Annotated in this window: 16 protein-coding genes and 1 other RNA gene; 12 read left to right on the plus strand and 5 right to left on the minus strand. The window is 65.1% G+C overall.

Features of this window, described 5'->3' with window-relative positions; genetic code table 11:
- From DBR12_RS09980 to DBR12_RS09995, 4 genes are all read left to right on the plus strand, one after another.
- Positions 1 to 598, plus strand: a 598-nt coding sequence (locus tag DBR12_RS09980; protein WP_146185508.1) for an MBL fold metallo-hydrolase, incomplete at its 5' end; no start/stop codon positions are given.
- Between the two features lie 17 nt (positions 599 to 615).
- Positions 616 to 1,401 (plus strand): rRNA pseudouridine synthase, encoded by a 786-nt coding sequence (locus tag DBR12_RS09985; RefSeq protein ID WP_108617100.1) that lies wholly within the window; start codon positions 616 to 618, stop codon positions 1,399 to 1,401.
- Positions 1,402 to 1,537: 136 nt separating this feature from the next.
- The gene (locus DBR12_RS09990) at positions 1,538 to 2,800 is read left to right on the plus strand and encodes a YjgN family protein (RefSeq protein ID WP_108617101.1); all 1,263 of its coding nucleotides are present in this window, start codon (positions 1,538 to 1,540) and stop codon (positions 2,798 to 2,800) included.
- 2 nt (positions 2,801 to 2,802) lie between these two features.
- Positions 2,803 to 4,056, plus strand: coding sequence for a M48 family metallopeptidase (locus tag DBR12_RS09995; protein WP_108617102.1), 1,254 nt, complete (start codon positions 2,803 to 2,805; stop codon positions 4,054 to 4,056).
- A 67-nt stretch (positions 4,057 to 4,123) separates the two neighbouring features.
- Here the strand turns inward: DBR12_RS09995 and rnpB are convergent.
- Both rnpB and rtcR read right to left on the minus strand, forming a co-directional pair.
- An RNA gene (rnpB, locus tag DBR12_RS10000) (RNase P RNA component class A) lies at positions 4,124 to 4,573 on the minus strand.
- 10 nt (positions 4,574 to 4,583) lie between these two features.
- The gene (gene rtcR / locus DBR12_RS10005) at positions 4,584 to 6,218 is read right to left on the minus strand and encodes an RNA repair transcriptional activator RtcR (protein WP_108617103.1); all 1,635 of its coding nucleotides are present in this window, start codon (positions 6,216 to 6,218) and stop codon (positions 4,584 to 4,586) included.
- A 714-nt stretch (positions 6,219 to 6,932) separates the two neighbouring features.
- Between rtcR and DBR12_RS10015 the strand changes: the two genes are divergently transcribed.
- The 7 genes from DBR12_RS10015 (at position 6,933) to DBR12_RS10045 (ending at position 15,163) form a co-directional block, all read left to right on the plus strand.
- Positions 6,933 to 8,075: a slipin family protein gene (locus tag DBR12_RS10015; RefSeq protein WP_108617104.1), complete on the plus strand. Its 1,143-nt coding sequence runs from the start codon at positions 6,933 to 6,935 to the stop codon at positions 8,073 to 8,075.
- Positions 8,076 to 8,103: 28 nt separating this feature from the next.
- Positions 8,104 to 8,844 (plus strand): hypothetical protein, encoded by a 741-nt coding sequence (locus DBR12_RS10020; RefSeq protein ID WP_108617105.1) that lies wholly within the window; start codon positions 8,104 to 8,106, stop codon positions 8,842 to 8,844.
- 22 nt (positions 8,845 to 8,866) lie between these two features.
- Entirely contained in the window at positions 8,867 to 10,090 is a 1,224-nt protein-coding gene (locus DBR12_RS10025) for an RtcB family protein (protein ID WP_108617106.1), read from the plus strand.
- 195 nt (positions 10,091 to 10,285) lie between these two features.
- Positions 10,286 to 11,122 carry a nucleotidyltransferase domain-containing protein gene (locus DBR12_RS10030; protein ID WP_233244383.1) on the plus strand — a complete coding sequence of 279 codons (837 nt, stop codon included), beginning with the start codon at positions 10,286 to 10,288 and terminating at the stop codon, positions 11,120 to 11,122.
- Entirely contained in the window at positions 11,119 to 12,186 is a 1,068-nt protein-coding gene (rtcA, locus tag DBR12_RS10035) for an RNA 3'-terminal phosphate cyclase (RefSeq protein ID WP_199226668.1), read from the plus strand. Before DBR12_RS10030 ends, rtcA begins: the two co-directional genes overlap by 4 nt.
- Before the next feature lie 132 nt (positions 12,187 to 12,318).
- Positions 12,319 to 13,236, plus strand: coding sequence for a cysteine synthase A (gene cysK, locus DBR12_RS10040; RefSeq protein WP_108617108.1), 918 nt, complete (start codon positions 12,319 to 12,321; stop codon positions 13,234 to 13,236).
- 211 nt (positions 13,237 to 13,447) lie between these two features.
- Positions 13,448 to 15,163, plus strand: coding sequence for an NAD(P)/FAD-dependent oxidoreductase (locus DBR12_RS10045; protein ID WP_108617109.1), 1,716 nt, complete (start codon positions 13,448 to 13,450; stop codon positions 15,161 to 15,163).
- 150 nt (positions 15,164 to 15,313) lie between these two features.
- On the opposite strand, the gene DBR12_RS10050 is transcribed toward DBR12_RS10045, so the two are convergent.
- A complete protein-coding gene (locus tag DBR12_RS10050) occupies positions 15,314 to 16,657 on the minus strand; it encodes an amidohydrolase (protein ID WP_108617126.1) in 1,344 nt (447 codons plus the stop codon).
- 110 nt (positions 16,658 to 16,767) lie between these two features.
- Here DBR12_RS10050 and DBR12_RS10055 point away from each other — a divergent pair, with 110 nt between their 5' ends.
- Positions 16,768 to 17,844 (plus strand): GlxA family transcriptional regulator, encoded by a 1,077-nt coding sequence (locus tag DBR12_RS10055; protein ID WP_108617110.1) that lies wholly within the window; start codon positions 16,768 to 16,770, stop codon positions 17,842 to 17,844.
- 466 nt (positions 17,845 to 18,310) lie between these two features.
- Here the strand turns inward: DBR12_RS10055 and DBR12_RS10060 are convergent, their stop codons facing one another.
- Together DBR12_RS10060 and htpX are read right to left on the minus strand one after the other, a co-directional pair.
- Complete coding sequence (locus DBR12_RS10060; RefSeq protein ID WP_108617111.1) at positions 18,311 to 19,885, minus strand: methyl-accepting chemotaxis protein; 1,575 nt, start codon at positions 19,883 to 19,885, stop codon at positions 18,311 to 18,313.
- 200 nt (positions 19,886 to 20,085) lie between these two features.
- Positions 20,086 to 20,964, minus strand: a complete 879-nt coding sequence (gene htpX / locus DBR12_RS10065; RefSeq protein WP_108617112.1) for a protease HtpX — start codon at positions 20,962 to 20,964, stop codon at positions 20,086 to 20,088.
- Positions 20,965 to 21,020: the final 56 nt, after the last annotated feature.

Below are 21,020 nucleotides of genomic sequence, written 5' to 3' on the forward strand. Positions count from 1 at the left end.
GTGTGTGCAGGCGGGCAAGGCCCCGCCGCCCATCCTGGGCCTGCCCTCTGCCCCCACAGCCCGCGCGGCCAGCGCCTTTACGCCCGACCGATCGCTACAAAATAATGAGCTACTAAGGCTTGATGGTCGCGCGAGAGAGGCCAAAATCACCCATACCCTGCAGGCCATCCACACCCCCGGCCATGCGGCCAACCACCTGTGCCTGCTGCTGGTCGAAGACGGCCTGCTCTTCAGCGGCGACCACATCCTGAACGGCAGCACCACGGTGGTGGACCCGCCGGACGGCAACATGGCCGACTACCTCGATTCGCTGGACCGGCTCGACGCCCTGTGCGCCGAGCATGGCGTGGAGTTCATCCTGCCCGCGCACGGCTATGTTCTGGGCGATGCGCGTGGCGCGATCGCCAAGCTCAAGGCCCACCGCCTGGCTCGCGAAGCCAAGGTGCTGGCCGCCATGCAGGCCCTGCCCCAGGGCAGCATGGAAGACTGGGTGCGCCACGCCTATGACGACGTGCCGCCGCGCATGTGGCCGGTGGCCCAGCGATCCTTGCTGGCGCATGTGGAACGCATCCGGGCCTTGCAACCCGGCAACAACTAAAAAAACACCCCGATTCAATGACCGACAAACACCCCGACCCCACCCACATCCGCCTAGCCAAACGTGTGGCCGAACAACTGAACTGCTCGCGCAGCACAGCCGAGCAATTCATTGAAGGCGGCTTTGTGAGCGTGGACGGCCAGATCGAGGAAGCCCCCGGCGCACGCGTGCGCCCTGACCAGGCAGTGGCGGTGGCGCCCGACGCCAGCCTGCTGGAGCTGACCCCAGTGACCTTGCTGCTGCACAAGCCCACTGGCCTGGAAGCCGGCCTGGGCGTTCCCGCCGGGACCGCAGTCCACGCCAGCCGCAGCCAAGGAGCCCCCCAGGCGGTCACGCTGCTCCATGCCGCGACCCACCTTCCCGAAGACGCCTCGGGCATCCGCGTGCTGCAGCGCCACTTCAGGCAGCTCGAATGCTTCACGCCCCTGCCCACCGAAGCCAGTGGCCTGGTGGTGTACACACAAGACAAACGCATCGCCCGCAAGCTGGCCGAAGACATCGAGGTGCTGGAGCAGGAATGCATCGTCGAGGTGAAGGGCGAGATCGCCCCCAACGGTTTGCAGCGCCTGTGCCACGGCCTGAGCTTCAACGGCCGACCGCTGCCGCCCATCAAGGTGAGCTGGCAGAACGAGACCAAGCTGCGCTTTGCGCTCAAAGGCATCCGGCCCGGCCAGATCCCGGCCATGTGCGAAGCCGTGGGCCTGGCGGTGGTGGGCATCAAGCGCATCCGCATCGGCCGCGTGCCCCTGGCCAAGGTGCCCGAGGGCCAGTGGCGCTACCTGCAGCCGTGGGAGAAGTTCTGAGGCGGCACCAATACGCCCGGATATGCTCCTGAAAACATAGCTATACAGGCATGATGGTCGCGCGCTGAAAGCTTTTTTTCATGATTCCCTTGTACAGGAGCCGCTGCTACACTGCGCAGCACTCAGGAGGGAGTTCATGAACCAACATAGATCCGGTGGCGCGGCGGAGCCGATGTCTACCTTCACGCCGCAGAACATCGATGCCCACCCCATCGAATTCACCGGCAGCGGTGGCGAGTATTTCCGGGTGTGGATCGTCAATGTGCTGCTGTCCATCATCACGCTGGGCATCTACACACCCTGGGCCCGGCGCCGCACCGCCCAGTACTTCTACAGCCACACCCTGGTGGCGGGCAGCCCCCTCGAATTCACCGCGCAGCAGCGCAAGATGGTGATGGGTTTTGTGCTGCTGATGCTGCTCACCATCGCCTACAACATCGCCGCCCGAACCGGACAGGACGTGGCCGTGGGCCTGTTCCTGCTGACGGGTGCCGCCCTGGCCCCCTTCATCTGGGCCAGTGCCATGCGCTTTCGCCTCGGGGCCACGCGCTGGCGCGGCCTGCGGCTGCAGTTCACCGCCAGCTGGAAAGAGGTCTACATCGCCAGTTGGCCCGTGTTTGCCCTGGCCCTGGTGTGGTTTGGCGTGTTCTTTGGTATGCAGATGCTGTCGCCCGACCTGGCGCAGGCCCTCGAAGCGGTCGAGGAAGAAGGCAAGAAAGCGCCCATGCCCAGCTTCACCCCGGCCATGGGTGGCTTGCTGCTGCTGGGCCTGGTGCTGTCGATCCTGTGTTTCATCCGGCTGGAATACAACTTCAAGAGCCTGCTGGTGCTCAAGGCCCAGCTGGGCGCCGAAAAGGGCCGCTGGAAACCGGTGTACATGGACTTCGTGAAAATCTGGCTGGCCACCGTGGCCGTGTTCATCCTGTGTGTGGTGGGCATCGCCGCGCTGGTGGGCGTGCTTGCGGGCAGTTCCATCGCCTTGATGGCCAACCAGAGCGAGCGCATGGGCCTGTGGATGATCTTGGTGGCCATCGTGGCCATTGTGGTGGGATTCTTCATGCTGCTCCTGGCCTCCGCCCCCGCCCGGGCATACCGCGAGGCACGCATGTTCCAGCTCATGTGGAACAACATCGGCGTGAGCCATGTCGCCCGATTCAAAAGCCGCCTCAAGAGCGGCAGCTACGTCGGGCTGCGCATCAAGAACATGCTGCTCAGCCTGCTGACCCTGGGGCTGTATCGGCCGTTTGCGCGGGTGAGTGAATACCGCATGAAGGTCGAGTCCGTCACCCTGCACGTCAAAGGCGGCGTGGAACAGGTGGCTGGCGCCATGGTGCGCCAGCAGCGAGGTGCGCTGGGTGATGCGCTGGCTGATGCAGCCGGTTTAGACCTTATCGGTTGAACATGTCCGCACCCGATGGGCTCCCGGCCCTGGTCCCCGGGCGCTGGTTTGACGGCCAGAGCAGCAAAGCCCGGCACGTGATGGTGAGCCTGCGGCCCACGCCGCAGGGGCCATCGCTGGTGCTCCACCCGCTCTCGCAGGCCGGGGCCGAGCCCGTGGTCTTTGCCTGCAAGCAAGTGGGCTGGCCCGAGGCCTGGAACGAACGCAAGCCGCAACCCCGCGTGGTGGTGGATCTGCTAGACCACGGCAGTGTAGAGATCGACGCCGTGGCCCAATGGCGCGCCGCAATGGCCGCAGCAGGCGAGCGCCCCGGTATCGCGCAACGCATGCAGACCCGCTGGCCCATGTTGCTGGGCGTGACAGCCGCCGCCGTCATCGGCCTCACGCTGTTCTACCGCTACGGCACGCCCTGGGCTGCCACACAGCTCACGCGGTTCGTGCCCCTGGGCTGGGAAACCAGCGTGGCCGAAAACGTGCTCAAACAGATGGACGACGGCACCTTGAAGCCCAGCAAGCTGCCCAAAGAGCGGCAGGAGCAACTTCAGGCCCGCTTCAACACACTGGTGCAACAAGCCCCCGCCACGCTGCACCGCTACGCCCAGTACAACCCGCCGTTGTCGCTGGAGTTCCGCTCAGGCATGGGTGCCAACGCGTTCGCACTGCCCGGCGGAAAGATCGTGATGACCGATGGCATCGTGAAGGCCGCCGCCGACAAGGGCCTGCCCGACGACGCCCTGGTGGGTGTGCTGGCCCACGAGATCGGCCATGTCGTGCATCGCCACACCACCCGTATGGTGGTAGAGCAAGGCGTGCTCAACATGGGCCTAGGACTGGCGCTGGGGGACGTGTCGGGCATTGTCTCCACCGGTGCCTCGGTGATGACGGGCTTGGCCTACAGCCGCAGCCACGAACGCGAGGCCGACTGCTACGCCATCGCCCTCATGCGCCACACCGCGCTGCCCACGGCGCCCATGGGCAAGCTGCTGCTGGCCATTGCGCGTGACGAGGAAGACGAAGAGAGCAAGGACAAGGGCAGCGACAAGGACAAAAAAGCGGCCGGCGACAACCCAGCCGATGCTGCCCACGCCCCCACGCCCAAATCCGCCGCCAGCACGCCCGACACCGTACACAAGCGCAAGCTGGGCAAGGAGGCCGATTCCCACCCGGTCTGGTCGCTGCTCAGCAGCCACCCCGAGACGGTGAAACGTGCCACCGAACTGGAGCAGGGGCATGCGCCGCACTGCGCCAAAAGCTGAATGAATGGTTGGAAGCGGTGCACAAGGCGGGCACCGCACCCGCGTGCCAGCGCGGGACAGAAATAAAGTGTGAAGCACGCCGATAAGCCGGATTCTGTGCACTGCCGAAACCCTTGCGGGCTCCCGCAGCGTGACCGCCATTAATCTGGGCCGGGTGTCGCCACCACGGCTCGGTGCTACCTACCCGCCAGCTCTGCGGAACCACATCAACGCTGGCCTACTTGGTATTGCTGCGCGTAGAGATTGCCCGTTTCACCTCGGTCGCGAAGCGCCCGAGGTGACTGCGTCGTGCCGGGCTCATCGCCCGTCACCGTCTGGCTTGCGCCAGCCGTGCCAGCTTGCGCTGGCAAACCGCAGAACACCCCTGGTGGGTACTTCTACGCCCGAACTCGTCTCTGTTGCTCTGATCCTCACCTCACGGTGGGCAGCCGTTAGCTGCTACGCTGTCCTGTGCAGTCCGGACGTTCCTCCAGTGCCTGGTTTCCCAGATTGCACCAGCGGCGGTCTGGCGCGCTTCACGGGTGGGATTATCGCCCAGCGCCTGACGCACTCTCCCAATCCAGCCCAAACCGCGCCAGGTACTTGCGCAGCCGGTCCGCATCATTGACCACCGTGCGCTGCGTGCGCGAGGCCTGGAACAGCAGGCGCCCCGCATCCGACAAGGTGCGCGACTGGCGGCAGACCTGCAGCACGGCGGCCAGTTGCAGCTGGCCGAAGAGGTCCATGGACTCCACCGCCTCGTTACCCAGCAAGGCTGCGAGTTCGTCGCGCCCCACCGTTCCGGTTGCAGTTGCCAGACCATGGCGCGCATCGCTGGCGGGCTGCCATAGCCAGCGCAGGCGGGCAATTTCGGCCTCCACCAAGGGCAGGCCGATGCGGCCACTGTCGGCCAGCGTGGCCAGGCGCGTCACGCTGGCCGACAGGTCACGGAAGTTGCCGGTCCACAGCGCTTCGGGCGACTGGGCATAGCGCAGGTAGGCGGTGCGCGCCTCGTTGGAAAAACGCACGCTGCGGCCCAGCTCTTCGCCCGCGCGCTGCAGCAGGTGGTCCACGTTGGGCTCGATGTCTTCAGGCCGCTGCGCCAGGCCGGGCAGCACATAGCTCCAGAGGTTGATGCGCGCGAACAGGTCTTCGCGAAAGCGGCCTGCGGCCACCTCTGTGCGCAGATCGCGGTTGGTGCCGGCCACCAACTGAAAGTCGCTCTCCACTTCGCGGTCGCTGCCCAGGGGGTAGAAGCGCTTTTCCTCCACGGCCTTGAGCAACATGGCTTGCTCGTCTGCGCCCAGCTCGCCAATCTCGTCCAGAAACAGCACGCCCTTGTGCGCCGTGCGCAGCAGGCCCGCGCGGTCGGCCGCAGCGCCGGTGAACGCGCCCTTCTTGTGGCCAAACAGCGTGGACGCCGCGCCGTCGCCATGCAGTGTGGCGCAATTCACTTCCACAAATTCGCCCTCCACCTGGTGACGGGCTTTCTTCAGTTCGTACATGCGCCGCGCCAAATGCGACTTGCCCGCACCCGTGGGCCCGGTGAACAGGATGGGCGCGCGCGAGCGCACCGCCACGCGCTCCACTTCGTCGATCAGTGCGTTGAAGCGCGCATTACGCGTGGCAATGCCGCTTTTGAGGAACTGCACCGCATCGCGCTGCTCCGCCCCAAAGCGCTGGGCAATCACGTCATAGCGCGACAAGTCCAGGTCGATCAACGTGTAGCTGCCAGGGTCACCGGCGCGCTGGCGCTTCGGGGGCGATGTCTGCACCAGCACGCCCGGAATGCGGCGCGACTCCACCAGCAAGAACAGGCAGATCTGCGCCACGTGCGTGCCGGTGGTGATGTGCGTCCAGTACTCCTCGCGCTCGGTGTCAAAGCGGTAGGTCTGCGTCCAGTCAAACAGCTGGGCGTACACCTCGCCAAAGTCCCACGGGTCGGCCATGGGCAGGGGCACCAGGTTCACCGTGGTCTCGGGCGAGGCCTGCGCCATGTCGGCCTTCACCAGTTGCGCGAGGTCTTTGTGGGCGGGGGTGTAGAGCAGCTCCAGCCGCCCAATCACCACATCTTCGTGCTGCACCAGCGATACCGTGGGGCGCCATTTCTCCCACCGGCCAGCACCCTTGCCAGAGTCCAGCTGAGTGCCCAGAAATCCGATCACGACTTTGTTTTTACGCATATCTTTTTTTCTATTTAGCTAGCTTCAATTCTAGTTATTTCATATCTTCGCACCCTAGCAACTTCTTCGCAAAGAAAATATTTACATACAAATCAATAACTTGCACGCATTCTGCGCCTCGATTCGCAAGCTGGCACACATCTGGCAATAGAGAAAGCATCCAGCGCAAACGGTGACCGCTTACAGGCCGGGGTTAGGACTGACGTTCGCCCCGCCGGTGCCGGGAATCCGGAGTCTCAGGACTCTGTCGACTCCCTGTATGCCGCACACCGCAAGCGCTGGATGACGGCACGGCTGTGGAAGCCACTGCGCAAGCGGTGCCTGGTTCGACTCCAGGCGTGCCACCACTGGTAGCTCAGTCTGGAAGAGCAACCCCGCAAGGGGTCTGTCGCGGGTTCGATTCCCGTCCACCCTCCGGCCGCAAGGCTGGAACTTTGCACCGGTCGAAAGACCACCCGCCGAACGCGGGGAGAGGCCCCAGGGTTGCGCCGCAACCGCAAGGCCCCGCCCCGTCAGCCGGTGGCGGTTTGTGCCAGCACCCGGCACAGCCCGCGCCCGCAGCCAGCCGCGCTGCCGCCCTTCCCACTGGGGATGGGGGCAGCCACCACGGCGCACTGCACGGCCCAGGCTGCGCCCCCTGGCACCCCGCCATCGCTGTAACGGCAACCCGATATGTGACGAGTGACGACAACGAAGAAGAGAGAGGAAAAAGAGATGCTGAAGATGATCCAACGCGCCACTGTGAAGAAAAACGAACGCGCCCTGCTGCTGCGCAACGGCAGCTTTGACCGCGTACTGCACAGCGGCACCTACTGGCTGTTTGCGGGCACCGACGCGCTGCGCGTGGAGACCTTCGCCCTCGAACAACCCGCCTTCACCCACGGCCTGGCCGACTACCTGATGGCGCAAGAGCCCGCCGTGGTGGCGGCCGAGTTTGTGCTGGTAAACCTGTCGGAAACCGAAGTGGGCCTGCGCAGCGAAAACGGCGTGCTGGTCGAGATCCTGCCCCCTGGCACCCGCCGCCTTTATTGGAAAGGCTTGGTGGATGTGAGCGTGCAAGTGGTGGACCTGCAAGCAGGCGCTGAACTGCCCGCCGCACTGGTGGCGCGATTGACGCAAACCCAGCTGCGCCAACGCAGCGTGACCGGATTGACCGGCGTGCTGCAGGTGCAGGTGCCTGAGGGCCAGTGCGGCCTGCTGACGGTGGACGGCAAGGTGGAACGCCTGCTGACCGCAGGCACCTACGCCTTCTGGAAGTACGGCCGCACCGTGGCCGTGGAGCTGGTGGATTTGCGCCTGCAAGCCGTAGAGGTATCGGGCCAGGACATCATGACCCGCGACAAGGTGAGCCTGCGCCTGAACCTGTGCGCCACCTACCGCTCTGTGAACGTGCTGCAGGCCTATGGCCAGCTGCAAAAGCCTGCCGACCACCTGTACCGCGAGCTGCAGTTTGCGCTGCGCGCCGCCGTGGGCACCCGCACGCTCGATGAGCTGCTGGAGAACAAGACGGTGATCGACGAGGTGGTGACCGCACACATGGCCGCCAAGCTATCGCCCTACGGCATGCAGCTGGAAAGCGTGGGCGTGAAGGACATTGTGCTGCCCGGCGAGATGAAAACCATCTTGACCCAGGTCGTGCAAGCCCAGAAGCAGGCGGAAGCCAACGTGATCCGCCGCCGCGAGGAAACTGCAGCGACGCGATCCCTGCTCAACACCGCCAAGGTGATGGAGGACAACCCCGTCGCCCTGCGCATGAAGGAGCTGGAGACGCTGGAACGTGTGGCCGAGCGGATCGACAAGATCTCGGTGTTTGGCGGCCTGGACCAGGTGCTGAATGGATTGGTGAAGATGCGCTGAGCTGAGCGAAGCGCGAGGAGGAAATGCCATGAAGAACAAAAAATTGACGCCCCGCGAAAAGCGCCATCGGCGGGACAACGCTGCGGTCACCTGCGAATCCATGGGTCTGGACCCAACGCTCTACGGCGCGGCCTTGCGTTACCTGTTCGACCGCCCTGTGCCCCACAAGAACGAACAGGAGTGGTACTGGGATATTGACGAGCCAGAGTTCGAGGCCACCCCGCTGCAATGGACGCACATCCAGACCGTGCTGTTTGCCAACGCGGGCACCGACCTGGCACCCTACAGCGACGAGCAGGTGGGGATGGGCCTGAACTATGTGATGAGCAACAACGCGGGCGACATCCCGCACATGGTGAACGACCCTTCGGTGCCTCTGGCGGACGCCATGCGCATGATGCGGGCCCTGCCCACCTTGTGGCGCGACTGCCTTGGCCCGCGCCTGAGCAAAGCGCACAGCTCCATCGGCAGCAGAAGCGACCGCCTCTACTTCGTGAGCTGCATGTGGTTTGACGTGTGGCCCACGTTCTGGAATGCCAAGCACATTCCCGAATGGCGCGATGCGATGTGGCAGGTTTTCTGCGAGATGTTGGCAATGCCCTGGCGCGAGGCGCAGGTGTCGGCCTTGCACGGCATCGGCCACGAGGGTGTGGAGCTGAAGCGATACAAAGAACTGCAGGCGCATATGGATGCCTTCATTCGCAACGTGAAGAACGATGAAGAACTCAAGAACTACGCCCAGGCCGCAGCGCGCGGAATGGTGCAATGAACGACAAAGACGAAAGAACGAGATGAACAACAACTACGAACAATACGAAGTGCCCAACGGCGTGCCCGTAAAGATGTGGACCAACGGCGTGCCCGTGGAAGAAGAAGCCCGCAACCAGCTGCGCAACATTGCGCGCCTGCCCATCGTGTTCAAGCACGTGGCGGTGATGCCCGACGTGCACCTGGGAATCGGCGCGACCATCGGCTCGGTCGTGCCCACGCTCAAGGCCATCATTCCCGCTGCGGTGGGTGTGGACCTGGGTTGCGGAATGATGGCGTGCAAGACCACGCTGACGGCCAGCGATCTGCCCGACAACCTGGCGGGTGTGCGCGCTGCCATCGAGCGCGCCGTGCCCGTAGGGATGACGCCCAAACGCTGGGGTCGCGACAAGGGAAGCTGGGATACCCCGCCCGCCGAGACCGACCGCGCCTGGGCCGCGCTGGTGGATGAGTTCGACGAGATTTGCGAAGCGCACCCGCGCATCAAGAACACCAACAACTACAAGCACCTGGGAACGCTAGGGACGGGTAACCACTTCATCGAAATCTGCCTGGACGAACACCAGAGCGTGTGGGTGATGCTGCACTCCGGCTCGCGCGGTGTGGGGAACGCCATCGGCACCCACTTCATCGAGCTGGCCAAGAAGGACGCCGAGATGAACCAGCGCAACCTGCCCGATAAAGACCTGGCGTACTTTGAAGAAGGCGCGCAGTACTTTGGCGACTACGTGAAGGCCGTAGGGTGGGCGCAAAAGTTTGCCGCCGCCAACCGCGAAGTGATGATGGGCCGCGTGATTGCCGCGCTGCGAAAAGTCATCACCAAGCCGTTCGAGACGCACATTGAGGCGGTGAACTGCCACCACAACTACGTGCAGCGCGAGATGCACTTCGGGCAAGACGTGTTTGTGACCCGCAAGGGCGCGGTGAGTGCCGAGCAGGGCAAGCTGGGGATCATCCCGGGGAGCATGGGGGCCAAGAGCTTCATCGTGCGCGGAAAAGGCAACCCCGAGAGCTTCAACAGCTGCAGCCACGGCGCAGGCCGCACCATGAGCCGCACCAAGGCCAAGAAGCTATTCACCGTGGAAGACCAGATCAAAGCCACCGAAGGCGTGGAGTGTCGAAAGGATGCGGATGTGATCGACGAGATTCCGATGGCCTACAAGGACATCGACGCGGTGATGGCGGCGCAGGAAGACTTGGTGGAGGTGGTGTACACGCTCAAGCAGGTGGTATGCGTAAAAGGGTAGCCCCCCTGAGCCGCTGCGCGGCTTCCCCCCAAGGGGGACGACGCCCTCGCTGCGGGGCGGCCCTTGCTTGGCGTCTCTCGCCTGGGCCGCGCCAGTTGCGAAGGACTGCAGAAATTACTATATTTTTGATAGCTGCCTACGCTTATATATCAAGCGCTATAGCCCATTTTTATGCATACAACAGAACAAAAAGAAATGCTGCGCTCCGCCCACCCGGTGGAGCCCCACATGCACACGCAGGTGTTGCAGGCCCTGCGCGACATCGAAGCGCGCCACGATGTGACGGTGCTCTTCGCCTGCGAATCCGGCAGCCGGGGCTGGGGCTTTGCCTCGCCCGACAGCGACTATGACGTGCGCTTCATCTACGTCAACCACCTGTCCTGGTACCTGACCGTGGCACCAGGCCGCGACGTGATCGAACTGCCGATCAGCGGCGACCTGGATGTGAGCGGCTGGGACCTGCGCAAAGCCCTGGGCCTGATGCGCGAGTCCAACCCCACGCTGCTCGAATGGCTGGGCTCGCCCATCGTCTACCGCGAAGAGGCGGACACCATGGCGCAGTTCCGCGCACTGGCGGCGCAGGTGTTCTCCAACGCCAAGGGCTGGCACCACTATGCGTCGATGGCGAAGAAAAATTTTCGTGAGCACCTGCAGGCCGACGAGGTGCGCTACAAAAAGTACCTGTACGTGCTGCGCCCCCTGCTGGCCGCACGCTGGATACGCACCCAACCCGGCGTGCCGCCCATGCGCTTTGCCGAGCTGGCCCAGCACACGCTGCACCCGGTGGACGATGCGGCGCTGGTCGATGAGATCAACGCCCTGCTGGAGGTGAAGATGCGCGCAGGCGAAGCCGCCACCAGCCCGCGCTGGCCGGGCATCCATGCCTTCATCGAGGCCGAGCTGGCGCGCAACGCGGCGGAGCCTGTGCAGGCGCTGCCCGTGCGTGGGCATGCCGCGCTGGACGCCTTGCTGCATGACACCGTGTTGCGATTCAGCCATCGCACCGTGTCTGCAGCGGAGGCATCGCCATGACGGAAATCGCTGTGCTGCCCCTCATCCTCGACGGCTCCACCGGCGAGGGCGGCGGGCAAATCCTGCGCACGGGCTTGGCCCTGTCCATGGTCACCGGCCGCCCGCTGCACATCACCCGCATCCGCGCCGGGCGGCCCAAGCCGGGGTTGATGCGCCAGCACCTGGCCTGCGTGCAAGCGGCGGTGGCCGTGTGTGGCGGGCAGGCCGAGGGGGCTGAGCTGAACTCGCAGACGCTAGTGTTCACGCCCGGTGAAGTGCGTGCGGGGGCCTACCGCTTTCAGATTGCCACCGCAGGCAGCTGCCTGCTGGTGCTGCAGACCGTTTTGCCCGCGCTGATGCTGGCTGATGGTGAAAGCAAAGTGCAGCTGTCGGGCGGCACACACAACCCCATGGCGCCGCCGTTTGACTTTCTGGAGCGGGCGTTTGCGCCGCTGGTGCGGCGCCTGGGCGTGGGGCTGGATCTGCAATTGCAGCGGCGCGGCTTTTACCCTGCCGGGGGCGGCGAGGTGCTGGCGCACATCACGCCAGCAGCGCTGCCGTTGACGCCTGTGGATGTGCTGGGGCGCGGCCCGCTGCAAGACGCATGGGGCGAGGCGCTGGTGCCGGGCCTAGCGCGCAACATTGCCACGCGCGAGCTGGACGCGCTGGGCCAGCGCATGGGCTGGACGTTTGAATCCGGCCAGTTGCGCCAGCCGCCCACCCGCCAGAACGAGGGGCCGGGCAACGCGCTGATTGCCACGCTGGAGCATGCGCACATCACCGAAGTGTTTTGCCAACTGGGCGAGCGCAGCCTGTCGGCCGAGCAGGTGGCCAAGCGGCTGGTGGACGAGATGCGCGCCTACCAGCGCAGCACGGGCGCTTTAGGCCCGCATCTGGCCGACCAGTGGATGCTGCCGCTGGCCCTGGCGGTGTGGCGCAGCGGGCGGGCTGCGCGCTACACATGCACCGAGGTGACGCAGCACACGGCGACCAATGCGCAGACGATTGCGCTGGGGCTGCCCGTGCAGGTGCAGATCACGCCTGGGGAGCGTGCAATGCAGGTGGATATCCAACCCGTGCGCTGACACAGTGCGCCAGAACACGGGTCGGTGATCCGGGTGACTCCGCTATATCCATATCACCAGAGCCATAGAACAACTGGTTCAGAATGCGCGTCACCCCCCTCCAACCCAATCCGACACCTCACAGGAGACGCCATGAAAGTTGACAACATTCTGCAAACCATCGGCAACACGCCGCACGTGCGCATCAACCGCCTGTTTGGCCCGTCGGCCAACGTGTGGGTGAAGTCCGAGCGCAGCAACCCCGGCGGCTCCATCAAGGACCGCATTGCGCTGGCCATGGTGGAAGACGCAGAAAAGTCCGGCGCGCTCAAGCCCGGCGGCACCATCATCGAGCCCACCAGTGGCAACACCGGCATCGGTCTGGCGCTGGTGGCGGCGGTCAAGGGCTACAAGCTGATCCTGGTGATGCCCGACAGCATGAGCATCGAGCGCCGCCGCCTGATGCTGGCCTATGGCGCGCAGTTTGACCTGACGCCGCGCGAGAAAGGCATGAAGGGCGCGATTGCCCGCGCCCAGGAGCTGCAGGCGCAGACGCCCGGCGCGTGGGTGCCGCAGCAGTTTGAGAACCCCGCCAACATCGACATCCATGTGCGCACCACGGCGCAGGAGATCCTGGCCGACTTCCCCGATGGCATCGACGCGCTGATCACGGGCGTGGGCACGGGCGGCCACATCACGGGTGTTGCCAAGGTGCTCAAGGCTAAGTTTCCGAATCTCAAGGTGTTTGCGGTCGAGCCCTCGGCATCGCCTGTGATTTCGGGCGGCCAGCCCTCGCCCCACCCGATCCAGGGCATTGGCGCGGGCTTCATCCCCAAGAACCTCGACACCAGCCTGCTGGACGGCGTGATCCAGGTCGATGCCGAACCAGCGCGCGAATTTGCCCGCCGCGCCGCGCGCGAGGAAGGCCTGCTGGTGGGCATTTCGTCGGGCGCCACGCTGGCAGCCATCGCACAAAAGCTGCCCGAGCTGCCTGCGGGCGCCAAGGTGCTGGGCTTCAACTACGACACGGGCGAACGCTATCTGTCGGTGGAAGGCTTTCTGCCTGCCTGAAGGAAAAAATACAAGCAAAAATGGCCGTCTCCGCTCGGCCACCATAGTCTTTAAGCTATTAAATTTATAGCAAACCATCCTTCGCAACACGCGCACCCAGGCCCGCCCTATGGCGGGCCTTTTTTATGGCGGTCACCCCTCAGTACCGCGCCGGTAAAATCATGGCCCCACGACTTTGCAAGCCGCCCGATCGACACGGGCCCGCAAGACCATGATCCGACTCTCCGAAATCCGGCTGCCCTTCACTGCAGCCGAAGCCCCCGAAGCGCACCTGCGCGCCGCTGCCGCCAAGATCCTGGACCTGGCAGACGCCGACATCACCCACCTGCACGTTTTCAAGCGCAGTTTCGACGCCCGCAAGGCCGATCTGCTGGCGGTGTACATCGTTGACATCACGCTGGCCCAGCCCGGGCGCGAGGCCGCGCTGCTTGCCAAGTTTGCCGCCAACCCGCACATCCAGCCCACGCCCGACATGGCCTGGCACCCCGTGGGCCAGGCGCCCGCCGATCTGCCCCTGCGCCCGGTGGTGGTGGGCTTTGGGCCCTGCGGTATTTTTGCCGCGCTGGTGTTGGCACAAATGGGCTTCAAGCCCATCGTGCTGGAGCGCGGCAAGACCGTGCGCGAGCGCACCAAAGACACCTGGGGCTTGTGGCGCAAACGCGAGCTGCATGCCGAAAGCAACGTGCAGTTTGGCGAAGGCGGCGCCGGGACGTTTTCCGACGGCAAGCTCTACAGCCAGATCAAGGACCCGCGCCACCTGGGCCGCAAGGTGATGAACGAGTTCGTCAAAGCCGGTGCACCCGAAGAAATTTTGTACGTAGCCCACCCGCACATCGGCACCTTCAAGCTGGTGAAGGTGGTGGAGAACCTGCGCGAGCAGATCATTGCGCTGGGCGGCGAAATCCGCTTTGAGCAGCGCGTGACAGACGTCATCGTGGAAGGCACGGGCGACAAGCGCCACCTGCGCGGTTTGAAGGTGCTGAACCAGGCCACGGGCGAAACCACCGAGCTGCGTGCCGACCATGTGGTGATGGCGCTGGGCCACAGCTCGCGCGACACCTTTGCCATGCTGTACCAGCGCGGCGTGGCCATGGAGGCCAAGCCGTTCTCCATCGGCTTTCGCATCGAGCACCCGCAGGGCGTGATCGACCGCGCGCGCTGGGGCCGCCACGCGGGCCACCCGCTGCTGGGCGCAGCCGACTACAAGCTGGTGCACCACGCCGCCAACGGCCGTGCGGTGTACAGCTTCTGCATGTGCCCCGGCGGCACGGTGGTGGCTGCCACCAGCGAGCCGAATCGGGTGGTAACCAACGGCATGAGCCAGTATTCGCGCAACGAACGCAATGCCAACGCGGGCATGGTGGTGGGGATCGATCCGCGCGACTACCCGCAAGACGCGCAGGCGTTTGAAACCCACCTGGGCCAAACCTACGGCGTCGAGGCCTTGCCTGCCGGGCAGTTCCACCCGCTGTCAGGCAGCGTGTTGCAGCGCCAGCTCGAATCCAACGCCTTTGTGCTGGGCGGCCGTGACTACAGCGCACCGGGCCAGCTGGTGGGCGAGTTCATCGCAGGCAAGCCGTCCACCCAACTGGGCAGCGTAGAGCCCTCGTACAAGCCCGGCGTGGCGCTGGGCGACCTGCACGCAGCCCTGCCCGGCTACGCCATCGAGGCCCTGCGCGAGGCACTGCCCGTGTTTGGCCGCAAGATCAAGGGCTTTGACATGCACGACGCGGTGCTGACGGGGGTGGAGACACGCACCTCGTCGCCGCTCAAGATCGGGCGGGGCGACAACCTGCAAAGCCTAAACACGCCTGGCCTGTATCCGGCGGGCGAAGGTGCCAGCTACGCGGGCGGTATCTTGTCGGCGGGTGTCGATGGCATCAAGGTGGGCGAGGCCGTGGCGCGCAGCATTTTGACAACCCGCTGAGCCCCTTTCGACCTTCCCCCTTCTCTCACGCCGCGCGCAGGAAGGGGGACGCAGCCAACGCTGCGGGGCGGCCCTTGCGCTGGTGATCTGGCCGGGGCCGCGCCCTCACTCAGGCAACGCCTTGTCAGCACAAGGGAAACCGCGCCAGCCCTATTTGCGCTGCAAGAAATCGACCGCCAGCGCGGCCAGCGTGCGTGCGCCCACTGGCAGCTGGTCTTCATCAATGTCGAACAAGGGCGAGTGGTTGGACGGCGCGGTCTTGAAGTCCTTGCCCTTGGGTGGCGCCCCCAGGAAGTAGAAAAAGCCCGGCGCCACTTTTTGGAACTCCGAAAAGTCTTCCGAACCGCTCACCTTGGGGATGATCATGGCCTTTCCGCCCGATGCCAGCTTGAGCGCGGGCAATGAATCCGCTGTCAGCTCAGCGGGGTTGGTGGTGACCGGGTAGGCGACCGGGCCAAAACGCACCTTGGCCTTGGCGCCGCTGGATGCGGCAATCGATTCCGCTGTGGTGGTGATGCGCTTCAAGGCCTCCTGGCGCATGCCTTCGTCAAAGGTGCGCAGGGTGCCCAGCATCTCCACGCTGTCGGGGATGATGTTGTAGCGCGTGCCGCCCTGGATCTGTCCGATGGTGATGACCGCCGGCTCCTGGCTGATGTTGAGCTGGCGGCTCACCACCGTTTGCAGGCCCAGCACCACCTGGCTGGCCGCCACCACCGGGTCCACCGCATTCCAGGGGGCCGAGCCATGGCCGCCGCGCCCCTCCACCTCGATGCGGATGTTGTCCGAGCCTGCCATCAGCGGCCCGCTGCGGTAGCCCACCACGCCCGCTGGCAGATTGGCCGTGATGTGCAGGCCGTAGATGGCCTGCACATCCTTGAGAGCGCCTTCCTCCACCATGGCTTTGGCGCCAAAGCTGGGCACCTTGCCGTTGGCATCGGGCTCCACCGGCGCGCCTTCCTCGGCGGGCTGGAAGATGAACTTGATGGTGCCGGGCAACTGCGCCTTCATGCCCGCCAGAGCCTCCGCCGCCCCCATGAGCATCGCGGTGTGCGCGTCGTGCCCACAGGCGTGCATCACCGGCACTTCCTTGCCCAGATATTGGGCCTTGGCCTTGCTGGCAAACGGCAGGCCAGTGTTTTCAGGCACGGGCAGTGCATCCATGTCGGCCCTCAGGGCAACCACCTTACCCGGCAGGCCACCACGCAGCGTGCCCACCACGCCTGTGCCGCCCACGTTGGTCTGCACTTCCATGCCGAGTTTTTTCAGGTGCTCGGCCACCAGCTTGGCTGTACGCACCTCCTGGCCCGAGAGTTCAGGATGGGCATGGATGTCGCGGCGCCAGCTGACCATCTTGGGCGCCACCTTGCTCACGGCAGCGTCGATGGTCTGCAGTCCAGCAGCGTCCAGCGCCTGGGCCTGGACCGAAGAGACAAAAGTGACACCACTGGCGGCAAGGCTGCAGGCCAGTGCGATGGAAGAAAGACGTGGGTACATGGGCAGATCCGTGAGAAGAGGGAAAAACACAGTGACAAGCGGGTTCATGCTAAGAGCCGCCACCGCCCATATGACGAGCGAAAATAGCCATACAACGAGCCAATACCGCCATGCCCGCCCCTTCTGTCCCTTCTGCGACGGCACCCACATTCCGCATCGACATACCGCTGCTGCCCGAGTCGGCAGCGGGCAACGCACTGCAGTTCATCGACCTGCTGCGCAGCGCCAATGTGTTGGCCAGCCTGCGCGCGGGAGCGGCCAGCCCGCGCTTTGCCTGGCGGCTGCTGGACGCGGAAGGCTTGCCAATCACGGCCCTGCCTGGTCCCTTGGCGGCGTACTCCCAGGCAGCAGGCGGGGCCCACGACGCGCCCTCCGGGAGCCGCGCATTTGCGCTGTTCCTTCCGTCGTTCCATGCGGCAGACATCCCGCTCATCCGCAGTGTGGTCAGCCGCCACCAGCGCCTGTCTCGCCTGGTGGGCCTGGCGCTGGACCAGGGCCAGAAAGTTCTCACCGTGGGCAACGGAGCCTGGCTGGCAGCGTCCAGCGGTCGACTGCAAGATCGCCAGGCCAGCCTGCCCTGGTTCTACATGGCGGGATTCGAGCGGGATTTTCCGGACATCCGCCTGATTGCGGGCCAGGACGTTACCGATGATGGTCCCTGGCTGAGCTGTGCACTGCCCCACGGCCTGAGTGATATGGCGACCGCGCTGGTGCGCCACGCCATGGGCGACGAACTGGCCCAGGTGTGCGCCAGCGTGTTCCACCCCGACCCCGAGCGCGCCAGGGCTGCGCTGCAGGCCAATGCCCAGCAACACATCCCTGCCACCCGCGACAGCACGCTGGCCCGCGCCATTGCCTATATGGAGAGCCATCTCGACGAGCCCTACTCGCTGGCCCGGTTGGCCGAGGCGGCGGCGGTCAGCCCGCGCACCTTGCTGCGGCACTTTCAGCTGGAGCTGTCGCAGTCGCCGCTGGACCACCTGCACAGCCTGCGCTGCGCACGCGCCAAGGTGCTGCTGGAGGTAACGCTGGAGAGCGTGCCCAGCATTGCGGTGGCCTGCGGCTACAGCGATCCAGCCGCGTTCCGCCGCATCTTTGTGCGACACACCGGCATGGCCCCGGCCGAGTACCGCAAACGCCATGCGCTGCGCGCGCCGCGGCGGCGCTGGCGGGTGGATGTATCGTGACCCGCCCTGTGCACTGCGCACCCCCGCCCTTTCTCTCGAACAAGGGACGCAGCCAGCGCGTCGGGACGGCCCTTGCGCAACGGCCGCTGGCTTGGCCGCGCCAGTGTCGAACGCCGTGCTTCACTCTAGGGATGCCCTGCATAACTCCCTGCGGTCTGTGATAGCGCGGCCTCGGGCAGTCCGCTGCGTTGCTTTTCTCGTCAATAGCCCGGCTATTGGCTGCAAAAAGACGCCTTGCGGCCTGTCCCGATTCGCACTACCACCGACTCGCAAGGGTTGTGCAGGACATCCCTAGTGTCCCGAGTTGGAAGTTCGTTGATGAAATAAAGAGGTCGAAATTGTCGTCAGGCAAGGCGCAAACTGCAGCGATAGCCGTAGCTATCGCGAGGATTTGCAACGCAGCATGGCGGCGATTCTCGGCATCTTTATGAAACGAATCTCCAACTCGGGACACCAGTGTCCCGACCTAACGCAGCAACGCGTTGCTAGGCGGCAGGCGGAATGCCTCCACCAGCTCGGCCAGCTGCTGCGCCTGCACCCGAAGGCCCTGGGCGGCCGCTGAGGATTCCTCCACCAGCGCGGCGTTCTGCTGCGTCATCTGGTCAAGCTGCGAGACCGCCTCGCCCACCTGGCTCAGGCCCGTGGTCTGCTCACGGGCAGCGGTGCTGATCTCGCCAATGATGGTGGCCACCTGCTGCACGGACTGGACGATCTCGCCCATCGTGCCGCCTGCGGCATGCACCAGCTTGGCGCCTTCGTCCACCTGGCGCACGCTGTCGCTGATGAGGCCGCCAATCTCCTTGGCGGCTGTGGCCGAGCGCTGGGCCAGATTGCGCACCTCGCCCGCCACCACGGCAAAACCCCGGCCCTGCTCGCCCGCGCGGGCCGCTTCCACGGCGGCGTTGAGCGCGAGGATGTTGGTCTGGAAGGCAATGCCGTCGATCACGCTGGTGATGTCGGCGATGCGGCGGGACGACAGCGCAATGCCGTCCATAGTGCCCACCACGCGGTCCACCGCCTCGCGGCCCCGGCGCGCCACGTCGCTCGCACCCGTGGCCAGGCTGCTGGCCTGCGCGGCGGCGTCGGCGCTGTGGCGCACGGTGGCCAGCAGTTCTTCCATGCTGGCCGCGATTTCTTCGAGGTTGGAGGCCGTGTGTTCGGTGCGGGCCGACAGGTCGCTGTTGCCCGCTGCGATCTCGCTGCTGGCACCCGCCACCGAAGTGCTGGCCTGGCGCATGCCCACCACCAACCCCGCCAGGCGGGCCTGCATTTCGCCCAGGCGCGACAGCAGGGCCTGTAGCTCGTCGCGGTTGCTGGCGCTCTGGGCGGGGATGGCGGAGGTGAGGTCCCCATCGGCAATGCGGTCTGTCACTTCGGACGCCCGGGCCAGCGGATGCAGGATGGAGCGCGACAGCCACCACGCACAGCCCAGGCTCAGCAACAGCCCCACCAGCGAGCCGGTCGCCAGCAGCGTAATGCCATGGCTTTCGCTGCGCGCTGCAGCCTCACGGGCCTCGGCCACACGCTGGCGCTGGTATTCGGCCAGCTTGTTCACCGATGCAGCATAGGCGTCGGCCGCAGGCCGCAGCTGGTTGGCAACCGCATCGGGTGGCAGGGCCTCGCCCGCCTTGCGGCGCTTGACGAGGTCGTCCCGCACCGTTCGAAAGCTGTTGCCGGTCTTGTCGATGGCGTCGAACAGTGCCTGGGATTCCGGGTCTGCCGCCAGCTCGTCCAGGCGCTTGCGTACTTCAGACGACCGGGCCGACGTGGTCTTGCGGTCGGCATCGATGCGCGCTGCATAGGCGGGGTTGTTGTCGATCTCCAGCAGCGTTTCAGCGCGGGCGGAGCTGAGCACCACGATGGCGTGCAGCTCGCGCGCCAGCAGCGCACGCTCGGACGATGCACCACCCAGGTCGTCTGCAATGTCCTGCAGCCCAGCCAGCCGCCAGATACCCACCGCAGCCGACAGGGACATGACGAGGCAGACCACGCCAAAGGCCAGGGCCAGGCGGACAGCAACACGTGCGTGGGAGATGGACATTAAATGTTCTCGTGGAGATGAAATGGGCAACACCGAGCTGCCCGCCAAGGCAGCTGTCAAAGTTATATCGGCAAAAGGTGACAAGTCCTTGAACCGCACCCGAACACAACCGAAAAGGCGGAAAGCAAAAAGGCCGCCACAGTGCCAGACTGTGGCGGCCCTGGGGGCCAAAAAGGCGTCGCGCCCAGCGTTGAAGCTGTTTATTGCTGCTGCGCGTTCTGCAGCGCAGCAATGCGCTCTTCAATGGGCGGGTGGGTGCTGAACAGCTTGCCAATGCCACCGGCAATGCCCATGGCAGCCACGCTCTTGGGCAGCTCGCCGGGATGCATGCCGCCCAGGCGGGCCAGGGCGTTCACCATGGGCTGGCGGCGACCCATCAGCTGGGCAGCACCTGCGTCGGCCCGGAACTCGCGCTGGCGGCTGAACCAGGCCACGATGATGGCAGCAGCAAAGCCCAGCACGATGTCGAGCACGATGGTGGTCACGTAGTAGCCAATGCCGGGGCCCGAGCTTTCCTCGTCGTTCTTGCGCAGAAAGCTGTCCACCGCGTAGCCCACCACACGCGACAGGAACACGACAAAGGTGTTCATCACGCCCTGGATCAAGGTCATGGTCACCATGTCGCCGTTGGCGATGTGGGCCACTTCGTGGCCGATCACGGCTTCGACCTCTTCGCGCGTCATGCCCTGCAGCAGGCCGGTGGACACGGCCACCAGTGCATTGTTCTTGAAGGCACCCGTGGCAAAGGCGTTGGGATCACCCTCGAAGATACCAACCTCAGGCATGCCAATACCCGCTTTGTCCGCGAACTTGCGCACGGTCTCGACGATCCAGCGCTCGTCGGGCGAGCCGGAGCCATCGATCACACGCACGCCCGAGGTCCACTTGGCCATGGGCTTGCTGATGAGCAGCGAGATGATGGCGCCACCAAAACCCATGATCAGGGCAAAACCCAGCAGCGCGCCCAGGTTCAGGCCGTTGGCCGTGAGGAAGCGGTTGACGCCCAGCAGGCTGGCCACCACCCCCAGCACCAGCACAACGGCCAGGTTGGTTATCACAAACAAAAGGATCCGCTTCATGGAATGGTTCTCCGTGGGGTAAACAACAACAGTGTTTGCTGCCTCAGATGGGGCTC

The organism is Acidovorax sp. HMWF029 (assembly GCF_003060895.1).
GTDB lineage: Bacteria > Pseudomonadota > Gammaproteobacteria > Burkholderiales > Burkholderiaceae_C > Acidovorax.

Excerpts from the sequence above, each read along its gene's own strand:
- DBR12_RS09985 (WP_108617100.1), top strand. The coding sequence starts at position 616 with ATGACCGACAAACACCCCGACCCCACCCACATCCGCCTAGCCAAACGT.
- DBR12_RS09990 (WP_108617101.1), top strand. The coding sequence starts at position 1,538 with ATGAACCAACATAGATCCGGTGGCGCGGCGGAGCCGATGTCTACCTTC.
- DBR12_RS09995 (WP_108617102.1), top strand. The coding sequence starts at position 2,803 with ATGTCCGCACCCGATGGGCTCCCGGCCCTGGTCCCCGGGCGCTGGTTT.
- rtcR (WP_108617103.1), bottom strand. The coding sequence starts at position 6,218 with ATGCGTAAAAACAAAGTCGTGATCGGATTTCTGGGCACTCAGCTGGAC.
- DBR12_RS10015 (WP_108617104.1), top strand. The coding sequence starts at position 6,933 with ATGCTGAAGATGATCCAACGCGCCACTGTGAAGAAAAACGAACGCGCC.
- DBR12_RS10020 (WP_108617105.1), top strand. The coding sequence starts at position 8,104 with ATGAAGAACAAAAAATTGACGCCCCGCGAAAAGCGCCATCGGCGGGAC.
- DBR12_RS10025 (WP_108617106.1), top strand. The coding sequence starts at position 8,867 with ATGAACAACAACTACGAACAATACGAAGTGCCCAACGGCGTGCCCGTA.
- DBR12_RS10030 (WP_233244383.1), top strand. The coding sequence starts at position 10,286 with ATGCTGCGCTCCGCCCACCCGGTGGAGCCCCACATGCACACGCAGGTG.
- rtcA (WP_199226668.1), top strand. The coding sequence starts at position 11,119 with ATGACGGAAATCGCTGTGCTGCCCCTCATCCTCGACGGCTCCACCGGC.
- cysK (WP_108617108.1), top strand. The coding sequence starts at position 12,319 with ATGAAAGTTGACAACATTCTGCAAACCATCGGCAACACGCCGCACGTG.
- DBR12_RS10045 (WP_108617109.1), top strand. The coding sequence starts at position 13,448 with ATGATCCGACTCTCCGAAATCCGGCTGCCCTTCACTGCAGCCGAAGCC.
- DBR12_RS10050 (WP_108617126.1), bottom strand. The coding sequence starts at position 16,657 with ATGTACCCACGTCTTTCTTCCATCGCACTGGCCTGCAGCCTTGCCGCC.
- DBR12_RS10055 (WP_108617110.1), top strand. The coding sequence starts at position 16,768 with ATGCCCGCCCCTTCTGTCCCTTCTGCGACGGCACCCACATTCCGCATC.
- DBR12_RS10060 (WP_108617111.1), bottom strand. The coding sequence starts at position 19,885 with ATGTCCATCTCCCACGCACGTGTTGCTGTCCGCCTGGCCCTGGCCTTT.
- htpX (WP_108617112.1), bottom strand. The coding sequence starts at position 20,964 with ATGAAGCGGATCCTTTTGTTTGTGATAACCAACCTGGCCGTTGTGCTG.